Origin of the sequence: Variovorax flavidus (assembly GCF_030317145.1) — a bacterium.
GTDB classification, from domain to species: Bacteria; Pseudomonadota; Gammaproteobacteria; order Burkholderiales; family Burkholderiaceae_C; genus Variovorax; species Variovorax flavidus.
Genome location: NZ_JASZYE010000001.1, coordinates 1,611,473 through 1,633,220, shown reverse-complemented (window position 1 = coordinate 1,633,220; position 21,748 = coordinate 1,611,473). Strand labels below are relative to the sequence as shown.

At 67.3% G+C, this 21,748-nt stretch carries 21 protein-coding genes; 9 read left to right on the top strand and 12 right to left on the bottom strand.

Annotated elements, in window-relative coordinates:
• Positions 1 to 53 precede the first annotated feature (53 nt).
• The gene (locus QTH90_RS07910; RefSeq protein ID WP_286664497.1) at positions 54 to 1,463 is read left to right on the top strand and encodes an efflux transporter outer membrane subunit; all 1,410 of its coding nucleotides are present in this window, start codon (positions 54 to 56) and stop codon (positions 1,461 to 1,463) included.
• A gap of 1 nt (position 1,464) precedes the next feature.
• Here QTH90_RS07910 and QTH90_RS07905 read toward each other — a convergent pair whose 3' ends face one another.
• Positions 1,465 to 2,331 carry a MurR/RpiR family transcriptional regulator gene (locus QTH90_RS07905; protein WP_286663919.1) on the bottom strand — a complete coding sequence of 289 codons (867 nt, stop codon included), beginning with the start codon at positions 2,329 to 2,331 and terminating at the stop codon, positions 1,465 to 1,467.
• A gap of 128 nt (positions 2,332 to 2,459) precedes the next feature.
• Here QTH90_RS07905 and QTH90_RS07900 point away from each other — a divergent pair, with 128 nt between their 5' ends.
• From QTH90_RS07900 to QTH90_RS07890, 3 genes are all read left to right on the top strand, one after another.
• Positions 2,460 to 3,806 (top strand): aspartate aminotransferase family protein, encoded by a 1,347-nt coding sequence (locus QTH90_RS07900; RefSeq protein WP_286663918.1) that lies wholly within the window; start codon positions 2,460 to 2,462, stop codon positions 3,804 to 3,806.
• Positions 3,807 to 3,921: 115 nt separating this feature from the next.
• Positions 3,922 to 4,770: a transporter substrate-binding domain-containing protein gene (locus tag QTH90_RS07895; RefSeq protein WP_444814712.1), complete on the top strand. Its 849-nt coding sequence runs from the start codon at positions 3,922 to 3,924 to the stop codon at positions 4,768 to 4,770.
• Between the two features lie 9 nt (positions 4,771 to 4,779).
• On the top strand, positions 4,780 to 5,418 hold the full coding sequence (locus QTH90_RS07890) for an aspartate/glutamate racemase family protein (protein ID WP_286663916.1): 639 nt from the start codon (positions 4,780 to 4,782) through the stop codon (positions 5,416 to 5,418).
• Positions 5,419 to 5,422: 4 nt separating this feature from the next.
• On the opposite strand, the gene trhA is transcribed toward QTH90_RS07890, so the two are convergent.
• Positions 5,423 to 6,103 (bottom strand): PAQR family membrane homeostasis protein TrhA, encoded by a 681-nt coding sequence (gene trhA / locus QTH90_RS07885; protein WP_286663915.1) that lies wholly within the window; start codon positions 6,101 to 6,103, stop codon positions 5,423 to 5,425.
• A gap of 177 nt (positions 6,104 to 6,280) precedes the next feature.
• Between trhA and QTH90_RS07880 the strand changes: the two genes are divergently transcribed.
• Both QTH90_RS07880 and QTH90_RS07875 read left to right on the top strand, forming a co-directional pair.
• Positions 6,281 to 6,964 carry a GNAT family N-acetyltransferase gene (locus QTH90_RS07880; protein WP_286663914.1) on the top strand — a complete coding sequence of 228 codons (684 nt, stop codon included), beginning with the start codon at positions 6,281 to 6,283 and terminating at the stop codon, positions 6,962 to 6,964.
• A gap of 81 nt (positions 6,965 to 7,045) precedes the next feature.
• Entirely contained in the window at positions 7,046 to 7,870 is an 825-nt protein-coding gene (locus QTH90_RS07875; protein ID WP_286663913.1) for an undecaprenyl-diphosphate phosphatase, read from the top strand.
• Between the two features lie 10 nt (positions 7,871 to 7,880).
• On the opposite strand, the gene QTH90_RS07870 is transcribed toward QTH90_RS07875, so the two are convergent.
• The 7 genes from QTH90_RS07870 to QTH90_RS07840 form a co-directional block, all read right to left on the bottom strand.
• A complete protein-coding gene (locus QTH90_RS07870; RefSeq protein WP_286663912.1) occupies positions 7,881 to 9,764 on the bottom strand; it encodes a sensor histidine kinase in 1,884 nt (627 codons plus the stop codon).
• Between the two features lie 9 nt (positions 9,765 to 9,773).
• Positions 9,774 to 10,580: an alpha/beta fold hydrolase gene (locus tag QTH90_RS07865; protein WP_286663911.1), complete on the bottom strand. Its 807-nt coding sequence runs from the start codon at positions 10,578 to 10,580 to the stop codon at positions 9,774 to 9,776.
• A gap of 146 nt (positions 10,581 to 10,726) precedes the next feature.
• Complete coding sequence (locus tag QTH90_RS07860) at positions 10,727 to 11,566, bottom strand: proteasome-type protease (protein ID WP_286663910.1); 840 nt, start codon at positions 11,564 to 11,566, stop codon at positions 10,727 to 10,729.
• 26 nt (positions 11,567 to 11,592) lie between these two features.
• Positions 11,593 to 14,217, bottom strand: a complete 2,625-nt coding sequence (gene mutS / locus QTH90_RS07855; protein WP_286663909.1) for a DNA mismatch repair protein MutS — start codon at positions 14,215 to 14,217, stop codon at positions 11,593 to 11,595.
• A 112-nt stretch (positions 14,218 to 14,329) separates the two neighbouring features.
• Positions 14,330 to 14,842 carry a hypothetical protein gene (locus tag QTH90_RS07850; protein WP_286663908.1) on the bottom strand — a complete coding sequence of 171 codons (513 nt, stop codon included), beginning with the start codon at positions 14,840 to 14,842 and terminating at the stop codon, positions 14,330 to 14,332.
• A 115-nt stretch (positions 14,843 to 14,957) separates the two neighbouring features.
• Complete coding sequence (locus tag QTH90_RS07845) at positions 14,958 to 15,791, bottom strand: siderophore-interacting protein (RefSeq protein WP_286663907.1); 834 nt, start codon at positions 15,789 to 15,791, stop codon at positions 14,958 to 14,960.
• 11 nt (positions 15,792 to 15,802) lie between these two features.
• A complete protein-coding gene (locus QTH90_RS07840; RefSeq protein WP_286663906.1) occupies positions 15,803 to 16,381 on the bottom strand; it encodes a PadR family transcriptional regulator in 579 nt (192 codons plus the stop codon).
• 98 nt (positions 16,382 to 16,479) lie between these two features.
• Between QTH90_RS07840 and QTH90_RS07835 the strand changes: the two genes are divergently transcribed.
• Entirely contained in the window at positions 16,480 to 17,448 is a 969-nt protein-coding gene (locus tag QTH90_RS07835) for an AraC family transcriptional regulator (protein ID WP_286663905.1), read from the top strand.
• Between the two features lie 94 nt (positions 17,449 to 17,542).
• Entirely contained in the window at positions 17,543 to 17,764 is a 222-nt protein-coding gene (locus QTH90_RS07830; RefSeq protein ID WP_286663904.1) for a hypothetical protein, read from the top strand.
• Between the two features lie 55 nt (positions 17,765 to 17,819).
• Here the strand turns inward: QTH90_RS07830 and QTH90_RS07825 are convergent, their stop codons facing one another.
• Genes QTH90_RS07825 through QTH90_RS07815 form a run of 3 tightly spaced genes read right to left on the bottom strand, consistent with a single transcriptional unit; the run spans position 17,820 to position 21,118 of the window.
• Entirely contained in the window at positions 17,820 to 19,136 is a 1,317-nt protein-coding gene (locus tag QTH90_RS07825) for a sulfatase family protein (protein ID WP_286663903.1), read from the bottom strand.
• 5 nt (positions 19,137 to 19,141) lie between these two features.
• Positions 19,142 to 20,110 carry a Bug family tripartite tricarboxylate transporter substrate binding protein gene (locus tag QTH90_RS07820; protein ID WP_286663902.1) on the bottom strand — a complete coding sequence of 323 codons (969 nt, stop codon included), beginning with the start codon at positions 20,108 to 20,110 and terminating at the stop codon, positions 19,142 to 19,144.
• A gap of 24 nt (positions 20,111 to 20,134) precedes the next feature.
• Entirely contained in the window at positions 20,135 to 21,118 is a 984-nt protein-coding gene (locus QTH90_RS07815) for a Bug family tripartite tricarboxylate transporter substrate binding protein (RefSeq protein ID WP_286663901.1), read from the bottom strand.
• Between the two features lie 120 nt (positions 21,119 to 21,238).
• On the opposite strand from QTH90_RS07815, the gene QTH90_RS07810 reads away from it, so the two are divergent.
• Positions 21,239 to 21,739, top strand: a complete 501-nt coding sequence (locus QTH90_RS07810; protein ID WP_286663900.1) for a MarR family winged helix-turn-helix transcriptional regulator — start codon at positions 21,239 to 21,241, stop codon at positions 21,737 to 21,739.
• The last annotated feature ends 9 nt before the right edge of the window (positions 21,740 to 21,748 follow it).

Here is a 21,748-nt window from a genome sequence, read left to right as displayed (position 1 = left end):
ACCGATTCTTCTCCCGCCGCCCCGCAGGCTGTCTTGAGCGCACTGCCCTGGTGATGGCACTGGCTTTCACGTTGACGGGGTGCGCCATCGGGCCGGCATATGTCCAGCCCGAGACCACGGCGCCGGCCGCATGGAAATCCGCGCCCGCTGCCGAAGGCTGGCTCCCTGCCGCGCCCGCCGACGCGCTGGACCGCGGCGAGTGGTGGAAGCTCTTCGGCGATCCGGTGCTGGACGACCTCGCAGCACGCGTGCAGGTCTCCAACCAGAACATCGCAGTCGCGGTCGCCAACTACTCGCAGGCGCAGGCCCTGGTGCGCGGGCAGCGCGCGGCCTTGTTCCCCACCGTCTCGCTCGACGGCAGCGCGCGCCGGACGGGCGCCCGCAACACCTCGCCTTCCAACGCCGCCGGTGCTTCGCTCAACGCAGACTGGGCGCCGGACGTGTGGGGCCGGCTGCGCAAGGCCGTGGACAGCGCGCAGGCCGGGGCCCAGGCGAGCGAGGCCGATCTGGCCCTGGCCCGCCTCTCCGCCATCGGCAGCCTCGCCAGCAGCTACTTTTCACTGCGCGAGGCGGACGCCGAATTGCGCATCCTGAAGGAAACGCTCGAAGGCTACGAGCGCAGCCTGCAGATCACGCGCAACCGCTACGCGGCGAGCATCGCGGCGCAAAGCGACGTGCTCCAGGCGGAAACCCTGTTCGTCAACACACAGGCCGACAGCGTGGAACTGAAGCGCACCCGCGACACGCTGGAACATGCGATCGCGGTGCTGGTCGGGGCCGCGCCTGCGGACTTCTCCTTGCCCGTGGCCGAGTGGAACCCCGTCGTGCCGGGCATCCCGGCCGGCGTGCCCACGACGCTGCTGCAGCGCCGTCCCGACATCGCCGCCGCGGAGCGCGACGTGGCCGCGGCCAACGCGCAGATCGGCATCGCGCGTGCGGCCTACTACCCCAACTTCACCCTGAGCGGCGGCATCAGCAGCACGTCGAGCCGCGTCGGCGATCTGTTCAACGTGTCGAACACGCTCTGGTCGCTGGGGCTGTCGGTCGCGCAGGTCGTGTTCGACGCGGGCGCCATCGGCGCGAGCGTGGATGCGGCCAAGGCGGGCCACGAGGCGTCCGTGGCGCGCTACCGCCAGACGGTGCTGACCGCCTTCCAGAGCGTCGAAGACCAGCTCACCGCGGGTGCCAGCCTTGCAGAACAGGAAGGGCTGCGCCGTCAGGCATCCGCCGCGGCGGACCGTACCGAGCAGCAGTTCCTCAACCGCTACCGCGCCGGCACCATCGACTACACGAGCGTGGTGGTGGCGCAGGTCTCGGCGCTCAATGCGCGGCGCAACCTGCTGCAATTGCAGGTCAACCGCCAGACGTCGGCAGTGGCGCTGATCCAGTCGCTGGGCGGTGGCTGGCAGGCCGAATGGATGGAGCCCGGCGCCCAGCCACCCGTGGCGCGCGCCGGCTCCTGAGTCAGCCGCCCCGAAGGCGCGGCGCCTGGAGGTAGGCGCCCGACTCGAACAACTGTGCTTCGGCCTGGTCGATGCGCTTGACCACGCCCTTGCCCGAGCGGCTCGCGAGCAGTTCCAGCAATGCCTCCGTGAGAGCGGTGCCTGCCGCGATGGAGGGGAAGAACGACGGGCTGTGGATGGCGAACAGCAGCGTCTCGTCCGCCAGCAGCGACAGCGGCGACGCCTCGCTGTCGGTCAGTGCCAGCACCTTGCACCCCGCAGCCTTGGCAACCTGCGCCACCTGCAGCGCCTCGCGCGAGTAGGGTGCAAAGCTGGCGATGACCAGGGCGTCGCCCCTCTGCATCGCGCGCTGCTGCATCTCGAGGGAGCCGCCCTGGCCGTCGATCAGCTGCACGCTGGTGCGGAACATCCGGTACACGTAGACGAAGGAAAACGCGATCGGAAAGCTGGCCCGGAAGCCCGCCGCGTGCACGGTGTTCGCCTTTTCCAGCAGCGCGCACGCCTTCTGCAAGGAAGCCGCGCTCTGGCGCTCGGTGGCCTCCAGGTTGAGCCGGTGCACCTTGAACATTTCGCCGGCCAGCGACTGGTCGCTTGCGCGCCCGATCAGCGTGCGCGCCCGCTCGCCGTAGGCCTCCGGACCCAGGCCCATCTCCGCCGTCATGGCCTCCTTGAGCTGCGGCCAGCCGGCGAAGCCCAGGTGCTGCGCGAAGCGAACCAGCGTGGCGGGCGTGCCGCCAGCGCGCGTACCGACGGCGCGCATCGAGCTCGTTACCACGTCGTTCGGATGGTCGAGCACATATTTCGCAATCTGCTGGAGGGCAGGGCTCAGGCTCTCGTAGCGCTGGCGCAGGTCTTCCTTGACGCCCATGGCGGTTTCCTTTCCTGGTTGGAACGAATGTACCGGATGAAACAACGTTGTTCCAGAAAGCCGTTGACGGAACAAATGTTCCAAACAATAATTCGCTCAATACATTGGTTCCAAGCCGGGAAGTCCTCATGACGCATGTCTTTCACCGCCATCTCCGCCACACGCCGCCGGTCGCCGCATCGGCGAACGGCATGACGATCCGCGACGCGGACGGGCGGGAATACCTCGACGCCTCGGGCGGTGCGGCCGTGTCGTCGCTGGGCCATGGCCATCCCGACGTGATCGCCGCGATGCACGCGCAGATCGACGGGATCGCCTACGCCCACACCAGCTTCTTCACGACTGATGTGGCGGAAGCGTTGGCCGACGAACTGATCCGCACCGCGCCCGAAGGCATGAGCCACGTCTATCTCGTGAGCGGCGGTTCGGAGGCGGTCGAATCCGCGCTCAAGATGGCGCGGCAGTACTTCGTGGAGATCGGCCAGCCGCAACGCACGCACTTCATCGCGCGGCGCCAGAGCTACCACGGCAACACGCTCGGCGCGCTCGCCGTCGGCGGCAATGCATGGCGCCGGGAGCCTTTCGCGCCCATCCTCGTTCCGGCGACGCATGTATCGCCTTGCTATCCCTATCGCGAACAGCGCGAGGGCGAGACGGCTGCGCAATACGGGCTGCGCCTCGCGGCCGAACTGGAAGCGGCGATCCTCGCGCAGGGTGCCGACCGCGTGATCGCCTTCGTCGCCGAAACCGTGGGCGGCGCGACTGCCGGCGTGCTCACGCCTGTGCCGGGCTACTTCAAGGCCGTGCGCGAGGTCTGCGACCGCTACGGCGTGCTGCTCATACTCGACGAGGTGATGTGCGGCATGGGCCGCACCGGCACCCTGTACGCCAGCGAGCAGGAGGGCGTCGTGCCCGACCTGGTCACCGTCGCCAAGGGCCTGGGCGGCGGCTACCAGCCGGTCGGCGCGGTGCTCGCGCAGAGGAAGATCGTCGATGCGATGTCGCAAGGCAGCGGCTTCTTCCAGCACGGACATACCTACCTCGGCCACCCGGTGGCCTGCGCCGCGGCGCTGGCGGTGCAGCGGGTGATTCACCGTGACGGCCTGCTGGCCAAGGTGCGCGACGACGGCGAGGCTTTCGGCGGCATGCTGCGCGACGCGCTGGGCGGTCATGCGAACGTGGGGGACATTCGCGGTCGCGGCTTCTTCTGGGGCATCGAACTCGTGGCCGATCGCGACAGCAAGGCGCCCTTTGCGCCGGCGCTGAAACTGCATGCCCTCGTCAAGAAGGAAGCGATGGCGCAGGGCCTGCTGTGCTACCCCTTCGGCGGCACCGTCGACGGAAAGCAGGGCGATCACGTGCTGCTCGCGCCGCCATTCATCGCATCGCGCCAGGACCTCCAGGACATCGCGGGCCGGCTGGCCTCGTCCATCGATGCCGTCACGCGCGCGGTCGCTGCACCGCTCTCGCGCTGAAGCGCCACCCGGATTTCGCGTTCCCGTTTTTCAACCTGTACCGAGGAGTCTTCTCGTGGCATCTGCTCGTCTGTCCATTCTTGCCGGTGCGGCCTGCTTGGCCGTCTGTTCCCTGATGCCGCTCGCGGCCGCCCATGCGCAGGACAGTGGCACGCTCGCCAAGATCAAGTCCAGTGGCTCGATCACCTTCGGCTACCGGGAGTCGTCTTTCGGCTTCTCGTACCTGGACGCCAACCTCAAGCCGGTGGGCTACAGCATCGACATCTGCAACCGCATCGTCGACGCGGTGAAGACCGAACTGAAGATGCCGGGCATCGAGACTCGCTACCAGGCCGTCACTTCGGCCAACCGCATCCCGCTGGTTGCCAACGGCACGGTCGATATCGAGTGCGGCTCCACCACCAACCTGGTCGAGCGGCAGAAGCAAGTGGCGTTTTCGCCGGACATCTTCCGCTACAACGTGCGCATGCTGGTGAAGGCCGATTCGGGCATCCGGAGCATTGCGGACCTGCAAGGCAGGACGGTGGTCACGACCACGGGCACGACCTCGTTCCGCCTGCTGCGCGAGGCCGACAAGGGCAAGAACCTGGAGGTGACCAACCTGGCGGGCAAGGACCACACGGAGTCCTTCCTGCTGGTGGAAAACGGCCGCGCCCAGGCCTTCGTGCTCGATGACATCCTGCTCGCGGGCCAGGTCGCGAACGCGCGCAGTCCGAAGGACTTCGTCATCACCGGCGAGAGCCTGCGCACCGAGAACCAGTCGCTGATGTTCCGCAAGGACGATCCGGAGTTCAAGGCGCTGGTGGACCGCGTGGTCGGCGGGATGATGAAATCGGGCGAGATGGAAAGGCTTTACAACCGATGGTTCATGTCGCCGATTCCGCCGAAGAACATCAACATCAACTACCCGCTCAACGCCGAGACGAAGGACGCGTTCGCGAATCCGTCGTCGAAGGGGATCTGAGCCTTTCCCATGACCCGCATCGCCCTGATCCATGCGCTGACCCATTCGGTCGCTCCCATCAATGAAGCGCTCGAGCGCGACTGGCCCGCGGCCACGCGCATGAACCTGATCGACGACAGCCTGAGCGCCGATCTCGCGCGTGGCGAACGTGGGCTCGACGATGCAATGCACGAGCGCTTCCAGCGGCTGGCGCAGTACGCCGTCGACACCGGTGCGCAGGGCCTCCTCTTCACCTGCTCGGCCTTCGGGCCGTGCATCGAGGCGGTGGCGCGTCGGCATGCGGGCATTCCGGTGCTGAAGCCGAACGAGGCGATGGTGGCCGAGGCCGCGTCCGGTGCAGGCAAGCTGGGGCTTCTCGCGACCTTCGGGCCGACGCTGGAGTCGATGCCGCCGGAGTTTCCGCCGGGCGTGGAGCTCGAACTGGCCCTGGCCGAAGGAGCGCTCGAATCACTGAACGCCGGCGACACGCAGCGTCACGACGATCTGATCGTTGCGCAGGCCCGGCGGTTGCGCGATCGTGGCTGTACGCGCATCGCCCTGGCGCAATTCAGCATGGCGCGTGCGCGATCGGCATGCGAAGAGGCCACGGGGTTGCCGATACTGACCACGGTCGACAGCGCCGTGCGTGCGCTGCGCGAGCGCGTCTGAGCTCTCAGCCCTGGGCGTACCAGAGCGCCGCGAAGAAGTGGCACGCGCTCCCGCCCAGCACGAACAGGTGCCAGGCGAAATGCGCGAAGCGCACCCTGGAGTCCAGAAGAAAGACCGCGGCGCCTACCGTATAGAACAGTCCACCGAGGACCAGCCACGTCAGCCCGGCTGCCGACATGCGCTCATAGAGGGGAACGGCCGCGATCACGACCATCCATCCCATGGCCACGTACAGCCCGGTGGACCACAGGGGATGCCGCAGCCGGTTGAACAGCTTGGCGACGACACCGACTGCCGCGGCGGCCCACACGCCGCCGAACAGCGTCCAGCCCCAGGGGCCGCGCAGCACACCCAGCAGGAAGGGCATGTAGCTGCCGGCGATGAACAGATAGATCGCCGCATGGTCGAGCTGGTTGAACCACGCCTTGGCCTTGCCCGCAGGCAGGGCGTGATACAGCGTCGAAACGAGGTACAGCAGGATCATCGTGCCTGCAAAAAGACTGACGCCAACCACCGCGGCGGCGCCGCCATTCTGAGAAGCGCTGTAGACCAGGACGGGCAGCGAGGCGATGGCGAGCAGCAATCCCGCGCCATGGCTGAGCGCGTTGGCCAGCTCTTCCATGCCCGTCTGCTCGCGGGCCGCGGTGGTGGGCTCAGGCCCTTGCCTGCATTGATGTTCATTCATTGAGAGAACTCCTGATCGACGGAAGAAACTACCTGAAAGCGACGGCCCCAAGGCAGCGCACACGCGCTGTCAGAGAAATCCACCGCCAAGAGGGATGCTTCTCGAATCCGCGCGGGCTCGCCACCGCGTCTCCAGGCGCCTGTAGCATGGACGCCCGTTCACAGTTCCCGCGCTCCCATGAAGGATCTCCTCGACAACATCGCCTGGCACACCCTGGCGGGCCCGCATTCGAAGTTCGCCATCGGCGACGGTCATGCCCGCAGGTATGCACCGGGCTTCTCGCCGATCGTCGGGTTCGCGGATGTCCGGAGCCCGGATTTCGATGCGCTTGCGCGCTGTTGCGGCGCCGGCGATCGCTTCTATTGCATGGACTGGTCGGGTGCCGCACCGGATGGCTGGCAGATCGAGCTGGATTCGACCATGTTCAGGATGGTGTGGGATGGCTCCATGCCCGAGGCAGAGGTAGAGGAGTGGGGCGACGCCATTTCGCTGCGGCCGGAGCATGCCGCGCAGGCCGTCGAACTCGCCACGCTGACCCGGCCCGGTCCGTTCGGCCCGCGCACGCCCGAGTTGGGCGAGTATTTCGGCTGCTTCGAAGGGGACCGCCTGATCGCCATGGCCGGTGAACGCATGTGTGCCGGTTCGCTGCGCGAGATCAGCGGCGTGTGCACGCATCCCGACTTCCAGGGCCAGGGGCTTGCGCGCCGCCTGGTCGCGAAACTGATCCGCCGCCAGTTGCTGCGCGGCGAAACGCCGTTCCTCCACGTCATGCGGGACAACGAGAGCGCCCACCGGCTCTATGGCCGCATGGGTTTTCGTGACCACTGCGAGGCGATCGTGCGTGTGATCTCGCAGCGCTGAACCGTGGCCGGCCCGATAGGGCGCCTGAACGGTTCCTGACTTGCGTCATCGCGATAATCGACGCTCTTTCAAGGAGCGTGTGTGGATATCGTTTTGCTGGTCAAGGCTGCCGTCATGGGCATCGTCGAAGGTCTGACCGAATTCCTTCCGATCTCGTCAACCGGCCATCTGATCCTTGCGGGCTCGCTGCTGGGGTTCGACGACGACAAGGCCAAGGTGTTCGACATCGCGATCCAGACCGGCGCGATCTTCGCGGTCATCCTGGTCTACTGGCAGAAGATCCATTCCACCATCGTCGCACTGCCGCGCCAGCCCAAGGCGCGGCGTTTCGCGCTCAACGTGCTGATCGGCTTCCTGCCGGCCGTGGTGCTGGGGCTGCTGTTCGGCAAGATGATCAAGGCGCACCTGTTCACGCCGGTGGTGGTGGCCAGCACCTTCATCATCGGCGGCTTCATCATCCTCTGGGCCGAGAAGCGGCCACCCGGCTCGGTGCGCATCGAGCACGTCGACGACATGACGCCCTGGGATGCGCTGAAGGTCGGCATCGTGCAGTGCTTCGCGATGATCCCCGGCACCAGCCGCAGCGGCGCGACCATCATCGGCGGCATGCTGCTCGGGCTGTCGCGCAAGGCGGCGACCGATTTCTCGTTCTTCCTCGCCATCCCGACGCTGATCGGTGCCGGGGTCTACAGCCTCTACAAGGAGCGCGCGCTGCTGTCGGTGGCCGACATTCCGCTGTTCGCGGTCGGGCTGGTGTTCTCGTTCGTCAGTGCTTGGTTCTGCGTGCGCTGGCTGCTGCGCTACATCAGCACGCACGACTTCATTCCCTTCGCGTGGTATCGCATCGCCTTCGGCATCGTGGTGCTGGCGACGGCCTGGAGCGGCGTGGTGGTCTGGGCTGAATAGCCCGGAGCGCTCAGGCGGGCCGCAGGCCCGCGTCTTCCTGCATCTTGAGTTGAAGCGTCACCCGGGTATCACCGGGTCGTGATTGCATGTGCAGCTCGGCCCCCAGCCGGCGAGCGCGCATGTGCATGCTGCGCATCCCGGCGCCGCCGGACCGGGCCGCCTCGTCGATCACGAATCCCCGGCCATCGTCGCCAACGGTGATCCGCAGCGCGCCGCCGTCGTGCTGCAGGCTCACGTCGACGTTCCGGGCGCCGCTGTGCTTGAGCGCATTGGTCACCGCTTCCTGCAGGAAGCGCATCACGTCGAGGTTCTGCGACGGCGTGAGTTCGAGCGCATCGACGCCGGCGAGCTGCCAGCGGCATTCGATGCCGTTGGCATCCAGCAGTTGCGTGACGCGGTGGCGAAGCGGTGCCAGCATCTCGGCCAGCGAGCGTGCATCGTCGTGACGCACGGTGGCATCGATGATGAGGCGCAAGTCCTCCTGCAGGCTCTTGAGCATGCGCAGCAGTTGCGGCGCGGACAGTCGGTCCGGCGTCTGTTCCAGCGTCGCGATGCTGCCCACCAGCATGCCGCCCAGCCCGTCGTGCAGGTCGCTGACGAGGTTGACCCTTTCGCCGATGCGCGCGTGCGCGACCTGCAGCCGGTGCTGCGCTTCGAGCGTGGCCGCCGCCTCGGCCTTGGCAGCCTCGATTTCCATGACGAGTTCGGAGTTGAAGGTCTCGATGCGCTGCAGGCTGCCCACGAAGCGCCACGCCAGGATCAGCGCCAGGCCCAGCAGCGGCACGTAGGAAGACATCACCGCGTAGTAGATGTTGCTCTTCAGGATCTTGGTGAACACCAGCAGGTCGTGGCCGGTGGCGATCACGACCACCGCCATGAAGGGCGCCAGCACCCGGTGCTCGGCCCGGCCGTGCCGCAGCGCAAAGCCCAGGAACGCAAAGCACACGAAGAAGAGCGTCAGCGCCGATGCCAGTGTCCAGCCGAGACGCGGCGCGGCCATGCTGCCGGGCGGCGTCAGCCACAGATGCAGGCAACCGGCCGCCGCCACCAGCACGACCAGGGCCTCGAAGCGCGGAAGCCGCTGCTGGCAGAAACGAAGGGTGAACAAGGTGAACGCCACCGTGAACGCCAGCAGCAGCGAGGTGCTGAAGGCCTGCCAGCCGTCCGTGCTCCTGAACGGCCAGGGCGTGGTGACCACCTGGTTCAACCCGAACAGCAGCCAGAGAAACGCGACCACGGCGAACCAGCCGTAGGCCGTCTCGCGGCGGCGCATGACCCACAGCGTGCCGAACAGGACGACGAGCGTGGAACTCACGGCCAGGCCCAGCATCTGCAAATCGCGGCGAACGAGTCGCTCGCCGTCGTACAGCGCCTGCACGGCCGCCGGCGAGCCCAGCGTGAACGGCCCCAGCCCCGGCTGGTAGGCCGCGATGCCGGAGACACGCACGAGCAGCGTGTTGCGGCCCTCCTGCAGCAGCGGGGGCGCCAGCAGCCAGTAGCGCGGCGTGTTCCATGAGCGGGTGAGCGGCTCGACCAGGTGAGGGTCGCGGCTGATGGGTGTGCCGTTGAGATAGACCGCTCCCGCCATCGCGAGGTAGCGCAGCATCAGGCCGGTGGGTTGCAGCGGCGCGGGCTGGTCCCAGGTCAGGCGGTACCACACGGTGCCGTCGAAGTCCGGCCAGCGGGCGTCCCAGTTGTCGGGCAAGGCCACGGGCGTCCAGCCGGACTTGGGCGGCGTGGCGTCATTCCATCCGCCGCGCACCGCTTCGGCCTCGACCAGCCGCATGAGCGGCGGCCGGGCTTCCTGCGCGAAGCCCGGCGCCAGCGGCGAGAGCCACAGCCACAGGCCGATCAGTGCGGCAAGCCAAGTCCGGGAGATCGGAAGATGGCTCACGGCGCCGGATCAGCCGATCAGGTTGCGCAGCGACGCCTCGACGGCAGCGGCCGTGGCGATCGGCTTTTCCATGGGGAACAGGTGCGTGCCGTCGAGCATCATGATGCGGCCCTTGCTGACCTGCTGCGTCATCGTCATGCCCACGCGCCGCATTTCGACGGACTGGCGCCCGCCGATGAAGGCCACGGGGCACTTGAGGGGGTGCGCGCGCAGCAGCGAACTCAGGTTGTGCGGGATCGTGTCGTAGATTGCAGTCTCCACGTCGCGGTCGAAGCTCAGCGCCCGTGCGTCGTCGACGTCGAAAGTGCCGTGCTCGATGTAGTCGCGCAGCACGCGCTCGTCCCACTTCGCGAAAGTCTTCTTGCTGCGGAAGTGCTCGAAGACCGCTTCGCGGTGCTCCCAGAGGTTCTTGCGCTTGCGGCTGATCATGCCGGGCGACACGCTCTTCATCAGCGGCGTGCGCTTCATGAGGTTGATGGTGCCGGCGCGCCAGCCGCCGATGATCGGCGAGTCGATCAGCACCACGCCCTTGGCGAGCGTGGGATGGCGCGCGGCGCACATCAGGCTCAGGAATCCGCCGAGCGAATGGCCGATGAGGAACACCGGCGCGCCCGCCCCCCTGGCGCGTTCGCTGGCGAAATCCGCGAGTTGCTGCACCAGATGCGGCCAGTTGTCGGTGACCGGGTACTTCGGGTCGTGCCCGAATTTCTCGATCGCATCGATGTCGAAGCCTCGGTTGCGCAGACTGTCGAGCATCACGCGGTAGGTACTCGCGGGAAAGCTGTTGCCGTGGGAGAAGATGACGGGAGGGAGCATGGAAATGCGCGATATGAACAAGCCGGCCAGCGAAGCGAAGCCCGTTCGCAAAACCCCGCGGAACCGGCTTGGCCGGGCCGCCGGGGTTGCCCCCGGCAGGGGGTGGGCGGCCACACGAAGTGGGCGAGCCTGGGGGCGAGCCTTATCTAAATCAGCTTTTCGTCGGGAGTGGAGATCTTGCGCAGCGGGCTGTGCCGCGTGGCAGGCATCTTGAGCGGATGCTCGGTGTAGGCGTCGTCCCAGACCGGGTCCTCGATGCTGTCGAACACCTCGCGCAGCTTCTGGCCCCAGCTGTTGTGCATCATGCGGTAGTAGGGGTTGTCGGCGTCGATGCAGACCACCTTGTCGGTCTGCAGGCGGTTGGCCTCGTAGACCACCAGGTCCAGCGGCAGGCCGACGGAGAGGTTCGACTTCATCGTCGAATCCATCGAGACCAGCGCGCACTTGGCGGCTTCGTCCAGCGGGGTGTCGGGCGTGAGCACCCGGTCGAGCACAGGCTTGCCGTATTTCGATTCGCCCACCTGGAAATAGGGCGTCTCGCTGGTCGCCTCGATGAAATTGCCGGCGGCGTACACCAGGAAGAGGCGCATGCCTTCGCCCTTGACCTGGCCGCCGAAGACGAAGGAGACGTTGAAGTCCAGCCCGGCATGCTTGAGTGCTTCCGCGTCGCGGTCATACACGTGGCGCACGGCGGAGCCGAGCACGCGGGCGGCGTCGAACATGCTCTTGGCGTTCCAGATCGTGATCGGCGGGCCGTCTTCGCCGTCTTCCCGCGTTTCGCGCAGTTCCTCGATCTGGAGGATCTCGCGCACCGACTGCGAAATGCTCAGGTTGCCGGCCGACAGCAGCACCATGACGCGGTCGCCCGGCTGCTCGTAGACGATCATCTTGCGGAAGGTGCTGATGTGATCCACGCCCGCATTGGTGCGTGAATCGGAGAGAAACACCAGTCCGGCGTTGAGTTTGATGCCGACGCAGTAAGTCATGAGTTCTTCTCGCACGAATCGGACCATCAGCCCTGGTCGCGCAGTTGGAGTTTCTTCAGCGAGTAGAGCGCTTCCAGCGCCTCGCGCGGGCTCATCGCGTCGGGGTCGAGCGCGGTCAGCGCGGATTCTACGGCGCTCGCCATCGGCGCCTCGGCCACCGGCGGCGGTGCGAAGAGGTCGACTTGCGCGCGGGTCTGCGTCTGCTGGGCTTCCAGTGCTTCGAGCGCCTGGCGCGCATGGTTGACCACGGCAGCCGGCATGCCGGCCAGCCGCGCGACCTGGATGCCGTAGCTCTTGCTCGCCGGGCCGGGCTGCATTTCGTGCAGGAACACGATGTCGCGGCCTGCCTCCGTCGCGCTTACGTGCATGTTGACCGCGCCGTGGTGCGTGGCCGGGAACTCGGTGAGTTCGAAATAGTGCGTCGCGAAGAGCGTGAAGGCGCGGGTGCGGTCGTGCAACTGCGCCGCGATGCCCGCGGCCAGTGCAAGGCCGTCGAAGGTGCTGGTGCCGCGGCCGATCTCGTCCATCAGCACCAGCGAATGGGCGGTGGCGCCGTGCAGGATCTGCGCGGCCTCGGTCATTTCCAGCATGAAGGTCGATTGCGCATTGGCCAGGTCGTCCGCCGCGCCGATGCGCGTGTGGATCGCGTCGATGGGCCCGAGCCGGCAGCGGTCGGCCGGAACGTGCGAGCCGATCGAGGCCAGCAGCACGATGATCGCGACCTGCCGCATGTAGGTCGACTTGCCGCCCATGTTGGGGCCGGTGATGACCTGCATCCGTTGCTGCGGACCGAGGCCGGTGTCGTTCGCAATGAACGCGCCCGATGATTTTTCGGCGAGGCGGGCCTCGACCACCGGATGGCGGCCCTTGTCGATCTCGATGCACGGATGCGCGACAAAGCCCGGCGCGCGCCAGTGCAGGGTGTGCGAGCGCTCGGCCAGCGCGCACAACGCGTCGAGCGTCGCCAGCGCGCCGGCGAGCCGCGTCAGCGAGGCAACGAAGGGCTGGAGGCTGTCGAGCAGTTGCTCGTAGAGCCATTTTTCGCGCGCCAGCGCGCGGTCCTGTGCCGACAGGGCCTTGTCCTCGAAGGCCTTGAGCTCGGGGGTGATGAAGCGCTCGGCGTTCTTCAGCGTCTGGCGCCGGCGGTAGTTGTCGGGCACCTTGGCGAGCGCGCTTTGCGTGACTTCGATGTAGAAGCCATGCACGCGATTGAACTGCACGCGCAGGTTCGTGATGCCGGTGCGCTCGCGCTCGCTGGCTTCGAGCTGCAGCAGGAAGTCGTCGCAGTTCTCGCTGATGGCGCGCAACTCGTCAAGTTCGGCGTCGTGCCCGGTGGCGATGACACCGCCGTCGCGCACCAACGCGGCGGGCTCGGGGCTGATCGCGGCCAGCAACAGTTCGACACAGCCGGCGGGCGGCGCGAGCTGGGTGGCGATCTGCGACAGCAGCGATGCCGATGCGGGCAGGGCGGGCGACAGTTGTTCCGCCTTGGCGAGCGCAAGCCGGAGCGCGACCAGCTCGCGCGGGCGCACTTGCCGCAGGGCGATGCGTGCCGCGATGCGCTCGACGTCGCTGGTGTTCTTGAGTTGCTCCCGCAAGGCACGCCAGGGCGCGGAGGTGCCGCCCGGCGCCGTGGCCTGCAGCGCGTCGATGGCTTCGAGCCGGGCCTGCGCATCGCTGCGATCGCGCCGCGGCGCCAGCAGCCAGCGCTTGAGCAGCCGGCTGCCCATGCCCGTCATGCAGGAGTCGAGCAGCGAGAAGAGCGTCGGCGAATCCTCGCCGCGCAGCGTCTGCACCAGTTCGAGGTTGCGCCGCGTGGTGGGAGGCAGTTCGATCAGATCGCCATCGCGCTCGACCGACAGCCGCTGCACGTGAGACAGCGCGCGGCCCTGGGTGTGCTCCGCATAGCCCAGCAGCGCGGCGGCGGCGGCATGCGCGTTGGTCAGCGACTCGGCGCCCCAGGCCGACAGGCTGTTGCTGCCCATCTGCTCGCAGAGCTTGCGCTCGCCGAGACCACCGTCGAACTGCCATGCGGGCCGCAGCGACAAGGTGAAGGGCGTCGCGCTGCGCGCAGCCTTCAGGCGCTGTTCGAAGGCAGGTGTTACTTCGGCGCTGTAGAGCAGTTCGCTGGGCGCGATGCGGGCGATCCAGGCTTCGAGCGCGTCGGCGGGGCATTCCGCCAGGCGGAGTTCGGCGCCGGTGACGCTGAGCCACGCGAGCCCGCAGAAGTTGCGCGTGCCGGCGTGCACGGCGAGCAGCAGCGATTCGCTCTTGTCGTTGAGCAGTTCGGCATCGGTCAGCGTGCCGGGCGTGACCACGCGCACCACCTTGCGCTCCACGGGCCCCTTGCTCGCGCCGACCTCGCCGACTTGCTCGCAGATCGCGACGGATTCGCCGAGCTTGATCAGGCGGGCGAGATAGGTGTCGACGGCATGGAAAGGCACGCCGCACATCGTCACCGGCTGTCCGGCCGACTGGCCGCGCTGGGTCAGGGTGATGTCGAGCAGGCGCGCGGCCTTTTCAGCATCGGCGTAGAAAAGTTCGTAGAAATCACCCATCCGGTAGAACAGCAGGGTGTCCGGATGGTCCGCTTTGAGGCCCAGGTACTGGGCCATCATGGGCGTGTGGGATGCGGTAGCGGGGAGAGTCATCGGAAATGGATCGGTGCGCGGCCGACGGCCGGCAGGCCCGCATCATAAGGAACGGGGCCGATCCCTCAGCGACGACGGCAGAGGGCAGGGAGAAAGCGCTGGACGAAGCCGCTCAGACCTGGCCGCGGCGCCTGCGCGCGACGCGCACGGCGTCCACCCAGGTATCGACGTTGAATCGCTGGCCCGAATCCGCAATGCGCGCGGACACGATCCGGTGCAGGGGGACGCGCCGGATGTCACCCGGCAATTCGCCGTGGCCCGTGATCGTCTTCTTCTGCAGATCGAGGTGGTCGACCTGCAGCGTGCATTCGATCTTCCGGTCGTGGGCGTCCATGTAGCGAACCCGGATGCGGGGCGTTTCGTCGACCACCGCATGCTCGCCCTTGCCCTGGATGAACCATTCGGGGAGGGTGTCGGGCACCGAGTCGCCGGAAGAAGTCAGATTGCCGCGTACGGTGGGAATCTCCAGCGGCACATGGCCCGATCGCACCCTGGCGGCCTCGATGCGCCGCTCCGCCTCGCGGCGCAGTGCTGCCCGCCGCCACGCCCATGTCACGCCCCACAGCAGCAGGACGCCCGTCAGCAATGCCACGAAGAATTGCCACTGCATCAGCCCGATGCCCATCTTTCGGCCCCCTTGGATTCCTAATGCCTAAGTACTCAGCCGCGGAATTTTCGACCCCTCACTGGGGATAGTCAAACCACCGCGTGGCATAGCGCGTTTGGGGGATGCGCGGGATTCAGTCCTCGTGGGTGTCGTGCGTGGCGACCGCGCCAAGACGCCAGTAGCCGGCCGCCTTGATCCATTTGGGGTTGGCGCCGCGCTCGCCGACCAGATGCGCCCGAAGCGCCTTCGCTGCGGTCGACTCGCACGCCACCCAGGCGTGGAAGTCGCCATCCGGCAGGTCCAGCTTGCGCAGTGCGTCGAGCAGAGGGGTGCCCACGCCCGGCTCGATGCCGCGGCGATGCACCCATTGCAGGTCCAGCGCGGCCTGCGTGTCGAAGGTGATTTCGTCCGCTTCGTCGTCGACTTCCGCCAGCACCACGGCGCGCGCGCCGGCCGGCAACTCGGCCAGCCGGCGCGAGATCGCGGGCAGCGCCGTGTCGTCACCGATCAGCAGATGCCAGTCGAAAGCGGTCGGAATGATGAAGGAGCCGCGTGGGCCGCCGACGCCGAGGGTGTCGCCCGGCTTGGCGGTTTCTGCCCATTGCGTGGCGGGGCCGGCGTCGTGCAGCGCGAAATCGATCTCGAGCGTGCCGGCCGCGGCGTCATGGCGGCGCGGCGTGTAGTCGCGCATGGCAGGCTTCTGGCCACCTGGCCAGACGGGGCCCTCCAGGCCGACGCTCGGCACGACCAGCGCACCGGTCTTCGGGTCGGGGAAGAAGATCTTGGCGTGATCGTCGAAGCCCGGGCTGGTGAAGCCTGCGAGCTCGTCGCCGCCGAGCGTGACGCGGATCAGGTGCGGCGTGACGCGCTGCAACTTCTGCACCTGCAGTTTGCGAAAACGCAACTCATGGCGGACTCGCCGCGGCAGGCGGTCGGGGGTGGAGGAGGGTGTCGAGGTTTCGGTCATGCGGGAGCTTTCTAGATGCGTTCCAGTTGCTGGGCGGCGCTGTCGAGCACCGCGGCGAATTCGTGGGCCTGTTGTTCGGTGAGCGGTTCACGCGCGAGGCGCATGCGCATCGCGAGCTTGAGGTTCTCGATGGCACGGATGACCTGCGGCGGCCGCCCGGCCCGGGGGCCGGCGCCGTCGACGCCGCCGTCCATGCGGGCCATCATTTCGTCGGTCGTCTCGCGGTTGGCGGCGAGGAAGTCCTTGCCGCCATCGGTGGCGGTGTAGCGCTTGCGCCCGCCGCCATCGGCGGTATCGACGCTCACATAGCCCAGTTCCTCCAGAAGCGTGAGCGTGGGGTAGACGATGCCCGGGCTGGGGCTGTAGCGGCCGCCGAGGCGCTCCTCGATGGCCTTGATGAGTTCGTAGCCGTGACTGGGCTTGTCGGCGATCAGCTGCAGCAGCACGAAGCGCAGGCCGCCATGGCCGAACACGCGGCCGCCGCCGCGCCCGCCGCGTGGGCCTTCGTGGTGCTCGCGACCGCCGCCGCCCAGGCCATCGCCGTGTTCACCGCGCCGGGTGCCGTGTAAAAAGCGTTTGAAATCTCGCATGGATGTCTTTCTGTGATGCTATCTGATTTGATAAAGATATATCTAAATAGTGTCGAAGTCAAGCCTGGCCTTGGGCATCGGTGCGCGCGGAGCAGTGCGTGAGCAGTCCACGGCATGCCTACATCGCGCGCATCAACCGCGTGATCGACCACATCGATGGTCATCTGGCCGAGCCGCTGGATCTCGCGAGGCTGGCGGAGGTGGCGAACTTTTCGGCGTGGCATTTCCATCGCGTGTTCCAGGCCATGACCGGCGAAACGCTGGCTGATCGCGTCCGGCGGCGCCGGCTGGAAGTGGCTGCGGCTCGCTTGCTGTTCCTGCCGCCCGAGCCCGTCCTGGCCATCGCGCTCGATGTCGGCTTCGGATCGGCGGCAGTGTTCACGCGCTCGTTCAGCGCGCATTTCGGCGTCACGCCCACGGCTTGGCGGCGCGGTGCGTTCCGTGCGTGGGCGGAGAGCCGTCGCATCCAGCTTGGCAAGATTCATCAAGCGGACCGCAAACGGCATCAAGCCGTCGCGGAAGCCTTCCTGCACGATGAGGGCTCCTGGCCCAAGGGCCCTGTTCCTCACAGCGCAGATTCAGGAAATGGACAGATGAAGGTCGAACTCAAGACGGTCGCGCCGGCCCGCGTGGCCTACATGCGGCAGGTCGGGCCCTATGGCAGTCCCGAGATCACCCGAACCTGGCAGCGCTTCGCGGCGTGGTGCGACCAGAAGGGCCTGATGCAGCCCCGCCGCATGATGTACGGCATCAGCCATGACAACGCGGATGTCACGCCGCCCGAAAAATGCCGCTACGACGCGTGCATCGAGGTCGACGACGCTTTTCGCCCAGAAGGCGAAATCGGTGTCCAGACCCTGCGCGGCGGGCGTTTTGCCTGTGTCGCCTTTGCAGGCACGGCCTCGGAAATCCACGCGGCGTGGGTGCAACTCTGCGACTGGCTGCCCGACAGCGGCTATCAGGCCGACGAGGCGCCGCCCGTCGAGGTCTACGGCAAGGACTTTGCCGTCGACGAAAAGACGGGCGCCTTCACTTGTGAGCTGTGCATGCCTGTGCGGGCGCTGTAGCGGCAGCGTCCGCCGTGATGGATTGCTCGATTCGCCGCGGCCGCGTTGCGGGGCCGGCTTGAATTATTCAGGGTAAACCCTTACAATAGTACCTATGACCTCATCCAACTGGTACTTCCCTCGCAACCCCAAGTTCACGGACTCGTTCGAGCGTGAGCTGGCCAGCAATGACGCTCGCCACATCGGCCGAGACGAACCATCGATTGCCCGGCCCGCGCTGAAGGCCCTCGCCAACGGCTTCGACGCCGTGGTTCGCGCCGTGCATTTCCTGCGCGCATCGGCTCAGCAGCCGGCATTGGCGCTCAAGGCCAGCTGACCCCGGCCCGCCCCCAAGAAAAAAGCCCCTCGCGAGGGGCTTTTTGCTGGGCGGCTCATCTCTGCGGCATGTCCTTGACGGAGTAGCCCAGGCTCACGGTCGCGTCCTCGGGAATGGGCGGCATCGTCGTGTTCCATGCCAGCCAGGCATCGCGCATCGCGGCCAGGCGCTCCGGCTCCTTGTGCGCCTGGTTGGCGCGCTCGCGCTCATCGGCCGGGATGTTGAAAAGATATTCGTTGCCGTCGACCTGGAGGTATTTCCAGTCGCCGTCGCGCATCGCGCGCTGGCCCCGGTGGTTCATGCGCCAGTGCAGGGGGCGGGCAAAGGTCTGCGAGGCGTCGCGCAGGACCGGAAGAAGCGAAACCCCGTCGAGCGGGTACTGCGGATCCGCGGCCACGCCGGCCGCTTCGAGCATCGTTGCCGACCAGTCCATCGTCATGCAGTGCTGGGTGCTCTCGCCGCCCGCGCCGATGACCTTCGGCCAGTGCGCGATCCACGGCACGCGGATGCCGCCTTCGGTCAGGTCCATCTTGCCGCCGACCAGCGGCCAGTTGTCGGAGAAGCGTTCGCCGCCGTTGTCGCTGGTGAAGACGACGAGGGTGTTGTCGGCCATGCCATGCTTCTCGAGCGCGGCCATGATCCAGCCGATGCCTTCGTCCATGTGATGGATCATGCGGCGGTAGGTGTGGATGTTGCCGCCCGCGAGATCGAACAGGTTGTTCTTCACCGCCGGCGCCTTGGCTTCGTCCTCGCGCGTTTCCCACGGCCAGTGCGGGGCGGTGTAGTGCAGGCTCAGGAAGAAGGGGGCGTCCTGCTGCGCCATGCGCTCCACGTAGTCGACCGCGCGCCGCGAGAGCAGATCGGTGAGGTAGCCCTCCTGCTGGCAGTCTTCCTCGCCGAGCCACAGGTCATGCCTGCCGCTGGAATCGCAGTGCGTGAAGTAGTCGACGCCGCCCGACATGGGGCCGAAGAACTCCTCATAGCCCGAACGCAGCGGGCCGAAGGCTGGCGGATAGCCCAGATGCCACTTGCCGACCAGGGCGGTGCGGTAGCCGGCGCCGCGCAGCAGCGAAGGCAGGATGGGGTGCTCCGGCGGCAGTCCCAGCGACGTGCTGCCGCGGCTCTTGCTGTTGATGGGCTCCTCGGCCGCGCCCCGCAGGCGGTATTGGTAGCGCGCGGTGATCATCGCGAAGCGGGTGGGCGAGCACACGGGCGAGTTCGCGTAGCCCTGCGTGAACTTGATGCCTCTGGCAGCCAGTCCGTCGAGCACCGGCGACACAGGGCCGAAGGCGGCATCGCGGCCGCCGTAGCAGCCGAGGTCGGCATAGCCGAGGTCGTCCGCCACGATGAAGATGATGTTGGGTTTCTGCATGGATTTCAGGGTTGGTAGCCGGATTTCTGCACCACGGGCGCCCACTGGGCGCGGTAGGCCTTGAGCATCGCGGCCGTCTGGTCCTGCGTGCTCACGACCGGCGTCATCAGCGCGTCCTTGAACCGGCGCTGGGTGTCGGGATCCTGCATGACCTCGTGGATGGCCTTGGACAGCCGGACCGCCTTGTCGCGCGGCATCGTCGCCGGCGCGAAGAATGTGTTCCACCCGGTCGCCACCAGGTCGAGCCCGGATTCCTTGAAGGTCGGAATGTCCGGTGCAAAAGACGAACGTTTGGCACCGGAGACCGCGAGCACGCGGATCTTGCCGGCCTGGTGCTGCGGCAGGTCGACGTCGAAGGTGTCGAACGCGATCGGCACCTGGCCGCCCATGAGATCGGTCAGCAGCGGGCCGGAACCGCGATAGCCGATCACCTGCGCCGGCACCTTGGCCTTCTCGCCCATCATGAGTCCGAAGAAGTGCGGCAGGCTGCCGGTCGCGGGAACGCCGAAGTTGGCCTTCTCGGGATTGGCGCGCATCCACGCGAGCAGATGCGACAACTCGCGCACCGGCACGGCCGTCGACACGGCCAGCGCGAATTCGTAGTCGTTGACGTGCGACACGGGCACGAAGTCCCGCTCGGCGTCGTAGCCGTTGTCCTTGAACACGAGCGGCGCGACGACCATCACCGCCGGATTGGCGAGCATCAGCACGTTCTGTCCGGCCGGCGTGGCCTTGACCTGTTGTGCGGCGAGACGGCCTCCCGCGCCAGGCTTGTTGTCCACGATGACGGGCACGCCCAGCTTGGGCTGCAGCTTGTCGCCCACGATGCGCGCCACGCGATCGGTCGCACCGCCGGCCGCGTAGCCGACCACGATGTGCAGCGGGCCGCCTTCGAGCGCCTGCGCGTGCGCGCCGAGCGCCACGGCAGCAAGGGTCAAGGTCGCGGCGATGCGCGGGATGAGATGACTGGACATGGATTCTCCGGTTGAGGGGCTCGCTCAGTCGCTGGCCTGGAAATTGACGGCCTTCATGATGCCGCCCCATCGGGCGGTGTCCTCGCGCATTGTCTTCAGCAAGGCGTCGGCACCATCGCCGACCGGATACATGCCGTTCTGCAGCAACTGCTGCCGCACTTCGCGCGAATTGACTGCGCGGGTGAATTCGGCACGCAGCTTGTCGACGATGGGCTGCGGCGTCTTGAGTGGCGCGTAGTAGGCGAACCACGCGGTCGCGACGACATCCTTGAGACCCGCCTCGACAAAGGTCGGCAGGCTCGGCATCAGCGGCGATCGCTTGTCGCCGCTGGTCGCGAGCACCTTCACGCGGCCCGTGGGCAGCATCTGCATGGCGCCGCCGACGGTGTCGAAGTAGACGGGCACCGTGCCGCCCATGACGTCCTGTCGCGCAGGGGTCGAACCGCGGTACGGCACGTGGACCATCTTCAGGCCGGCCGAGCGATTGAGCATCTCGCCGAGAAAGTGCGAAGGCGTGCCGGCGCCGTAGGACGCGAAGCTGAGCTTGTCGCCCTGCGACTTCGCCCAGGCCAGGAACTCGGGCAGCGTGCTGGCCGGTACATCCTTGCCGACGACCAGCGCCAGCTCGAAGCGGGCCGCGTTGATGATGGGCACGAAGTCCTTGATCGGGTCGTACGAGAGATGGCGGTACGCGCTGGGGAACATGGTCATCATGCTGGCCGTGCCCAGCAACAAGGTGTGGCCGTCCGGCGCGGCGGTCTTCACCGCCTCGACCGCGATGCGGCCCGCGGCGCCGGAACGGTTGTCGATGATCAAAGGGCCGAGCGAGTCACGGACTTCCTGCGCGATGGCGCGCGTCAGCACGTCCTGCGTGCCGCCGGCCGGAACGCCGATGAGCACCTTGATCGGCTGGCCCGGCGTGAAGGCCTGGGCCTGCGCGAGCGGGGCCAGGGCGATGCCGCCCAGGGCGGCGAGAACGCGTCGGCGGTCGAATGTGTGGCGGGCCATGGGCGAATGTCTCCAGGAATATTCGATCTCGGGCGGGCGGCAATGCGCTCGCGCTTCGATGGACTTTAGAGTCCCGGCATTCAATTGATCTAATCAACCATTCCCCGGACTAACCCCGAGATGACCGCACCGCGCCGACCGTTGGACGACCTGTTGCTGTACCGGCTTTCGCGGCTGCTCGCCGTCGCGGGCAGCATGGTCATCAAGCTCTGCGAGGGCCGGTTCGGCATCACGCGGCGCGAATGGCGCCTGCTCGCCACGCTTGCCAGCCGCGGCGAACTGAGTTCATCGCAATTGGCCGACCATGCGCAACTCGATCGCGCCCGCACCTCGAAGGCCGTGGGATCGATGGTCGCCAAGGGATTGGTGTCGCGGGAGCATCCGGCGGGCGACCGAAGGCAGGTTCTGCTGCGTCTCACCGAGCGCGGCCACGGGCTGTACGACGAACTCTTCCCCCTGGTGACGCAGATCAACGCCGAACTGCTGGGCGCGTTGGACGCCGCTGCCGTCGAACGACTGGACGACTCCCTTCGCCTGCTTCAGTTGCGTGCCGAGCGCATGGCCGACGAGGCGGTTCTGCCCAAGGCCGATCGCGGGCGGCGAAGCACGGGCCCCGCCTGATCGACCGCG

What these genes read in the sequence shown, in the direction of transcription:
- QTH90_RS07820 (WP_286663902.1), bottom strand. Translation starts at nt 20,110, where the DNA reads ATGTCCAGTCATCTCATCCCGCGCATCGCCGCGACCTTGACCCTTGCT.
- QTH90_RS07815 (WP_286663901.1), bottom strand. Translation starts at nt 21,118, where the DNA reads ATGGCCCGCCACACATTCGACCGCCGACGCGTTCTCGCCGCCCTGGGC.
- QTH90_RS07845 (WP_286663907.1), bottom strand. Translation starts at nt 15,791, where the DNA reads ATGACCGAAACCTCGACACCCTCCTCCACCCCCGACCGCCTGCCGCGG.
- QTH90_RS07890 (WP_286663916.1), top strand. Translation starts at nt 4,780, where the DNA reads ATGACCCGCATCGCCCTGATCCATGCGCTGACCCATTCGGTCGCTCCC.
- QTH90_RS07905 (WP_286663919.1), bottom strand. Translation starts at nt 2,331, where the DNA reads ATGGGCGTCAAGGAAGACCTGCGCCAGCGCTACGAGAGCCTGAGCCCT.
- QTH90_RS07850 (WP_286663908.1), bottom strand. Translation starts at nt 14,842, where the DNA reads ATGGGCATCGGGCTGATGCAGTGGCAATTCTTCGTGGCATTGCTGACG.
- QTH90_RS07895 (WP_444814712.1), top strand. Translation starts at nt 3,922, where the DNA reads ATGCCGCTCGCGGCCGCCCATGCGCAGGACAGTGGCACGCTCGCCAAG.
- QTH90_RS07840 (WP_286663906.1), bottom strand. Translation starts at nt 16,381, where the DNA reads ATGCGAGATTTCAAACGCTTTTTACACGGCACCCGGCGCGGTGAACAC.
- QTH90_RS07860 (WP_286663910.1), bottom strand. Translation starts at nt 11,566, where the DNA reads ATGACTTACTGCGTCGGCATCAAACTCAACGCCGGACTGGTGTTTCTC.
- QTH90_RS07865 (WP_286663911.1), bottom strand. Translation starts at nt 10,580, where the DNA reads ATGCTCCCTCCCGTCATCTTCTCCCACGGCAACAGCTTTCCCGCGAGT.
- QTH90_RS07810 (WP_286663900.1), top strand. Translation starts at nt 21,239, where the DNA reads ATGACCGCACCGCGCCGACCGTTGGACGACCTGTTGCTGTACCGGCTT.
- QTH90_RS07825 (WP_286663903.1), bottom strand. Translation starts at nt 19,136, where the DNA reads ATGCAGAAACCCAACATCATCTTCATCGTGGCGGACGACCTCGGCTAT.
- QTH90_RS07900 (WP_286663918.1), top strand. Translation starts at nt 2,460, where the DNA reads ATGACGCATGTCTTTCACCGCCATCTCCGCCACACGCCGCCGGTCGCC.
- mutS (WP_286663909.1), bottom strand. Translation starts at nt 14,217, where the DNA reads ATGACTCTCCCCGCTACCGCATCCCACACGCCCATGATGGCCCAGTAC.
- QTH90_RS07910 (WP_286664497.1), top strand. Translation starts at nt 54, where the DNA reads ATGGCACTGGCTTTCACGTTGACGGGGTGCGCCATCGGGCCGGCATAT.
- trhA (WP_286663915.1), bottom strand. Translation starts at nt 6,103, where the DNA reads ATGAATGAACATCAATGCAGGCAAGGGCCTGAGCCCACCACCGCGGCC.
- QTH90_RS07830 (WP_286663904.1), top strand. Translation starts at nt 17,543, where the DNA reads ATGACCTCATCCAACTGGTACTTCCCTCGCAACCCCAAGTTCACGGAC.
- QTH90_RS07880 (WP_286663914.1), top strand. Translation starts at nt 6,281, where the DNA reads ATGAAGGATCTCCTCGACAACATCGCCTGGCACACCCTGGCGGGCCCG.